Source organism: Photorhabdus heterorhabditis, assembly GCF_018448905.1.
Classification (GTDB): domain Bacteria; phylum Pseudomonadota; class Gammaproteobacteria; order Enterobacterales; family Enterobacteriaceae; genus Photorhabdus; species Photorhabdus heterorhabditis.
The window spans coordinates 1-1,554 of the sequence record NZ_RCWA01000118.1 but is presented as its reverse complement, the minus strand read 5'-3'; the positions used below and the strand labels follow the sequence as shown (position 1 = coordinate 1,554).

Sequence of the window (1,554 nt, the reverse complement as noted above, 5' to 3'; positions counted from 1 at the left end):
GGAATGGGGCCTATCTGGGGGCACAATTAGATATGATTCTGGAGGGCGCGTTAAATCTGTCATTTAAATATGCCAGCAATGAGGAGAGGGAAATGGAATTTCAACTGGGGGATATGGTGAAAGGGACGTTAGCGATTAGAGCAGAAACTAATATACAGGTGGGGTTTAAATATTATCTGGTGGAGGGTTATTTTAAAGCGGATGCAGATATTGAAGCGCAGGGATGTTTTGAACTGGATAAGCAGGATAAGGGGTTATATCTGGTGTTTTTCCATGAGGGCATCACTGCCAGTTATTATGTGGAGTTTGGGGTGGGGTTAGTACCATCTGAAAATAATGGTAAATCTATTATAAAAGGGAGCAAAGTGGATAACAAAAAACAAAAAAAATGGGAGATATATCCGAAGTTACCAAAAGAAAAGTCGACATACAAACTGAGGTTATCGGAATGAGGAAATTTTTCTTATTTTCTATGACATTATTTTCACTATCAGCTTATGGAGAAAATACAATGGATAAAGTTAAATATATTGCTTATTTAGAAACAAATCAGGCATTTTGTGTACTCACAGTCAATGGGATCTATACTTTAAGTAATTTTGGCTCGATTAACGGTACTATATCAACTGGCTATAATATTGCAGTGATATTACAAAACGGTAAAAATGTTATCAGCCTTAATATGGGGCCATTAAGTGCTCGGGATGATAAATATGTTTATAAAGAAAAAGATGCAGAATGTAAGGTTCGATTAGTGAGGGTGACTCCCTACGATTCCAGGGAAGTTACGAATATTATCACCAAGGTAGCAGATAAAGATGGAATACTGAGACCTAACAGTATGCAGTCTATTAATTTTAATATTGATACTGCACAATCCAGTAGAATTGCTACGCAAGAATACCCTGATGAGTTTTATTATCATACGGAGCGGACGGTAACATTAAATGATTTGCCTGCTTGGGCCTGGACGACGGCTACGCCTTTGCCAAAAACGGAAACAAGCACGGAGTTAGTAAAAAAAGCCTATGAAGATATTTGGCAAATAATGAAAAATAGAGATTCAGTAGCTTTGCAATCAGCAGCTAAATTAATGTTGTATGAACATGCTCAGGCCAATAATAGTACAGAACAAAGTTATTTTGATTCTTTAGACTTCAAGAGAAATTTTGACGACGGTTATCGGGCCATACCGATAGACTGGAGAAAATATAAGCTGGTGCGTTATCTGGGGGGGCGGTTATTTCGGTTTGAAATTGAAGATAGCAATAATTCACCATTGTTAATTAGAGATAGGAATGGTGAAAATGGTCGCACATTTAGCCCCTATTTCTCTTTAATCAATGGAAAAGTGGTGATTTCAAGATAGCTATGGTTTGTTTTAACTCACTCAGTATTAACTGTTTTTGCAGTTAATACTGAGAAAGAAGGAAAAAATATGCTTTCAGTTAATATGCGCAGTGCGGTTTGTGATTGCAAAATCCCGGACCCCTGTATTCACAAATTAGTGTTAAAAGTCGGTAAACGGGTTTTCAATTATAACCAGATTGAACC

1 protein-coding gene and 1 pseudogene are annotated in these 1,554 nt (G+C 37.1%); both read left to right on the top strand.

All coding sequences use genetic code 11. From position 1 onward, the window contains the following. Positions 1-452, top strand: a pseudogene (locus EAE89_RS22810) (hypothetical protein); the annotation flags it as partial. A gap of 59 nt (positions 453-511) precedes the next feature. Continuing rightward, positions 512-1,369 carry a hypothetical protein gene (locus EAE89_RS22805; protein ID WP_244866753.1) on the top strand — a complete coding sequence of 286 codons (858 nt, stop codon included), beginning with the start codon at positions 512-514 and terminating at the stop codon, positions 1,367-1,369. Positions 1,370-1,554: the final 185 nt, after the last annotated feature.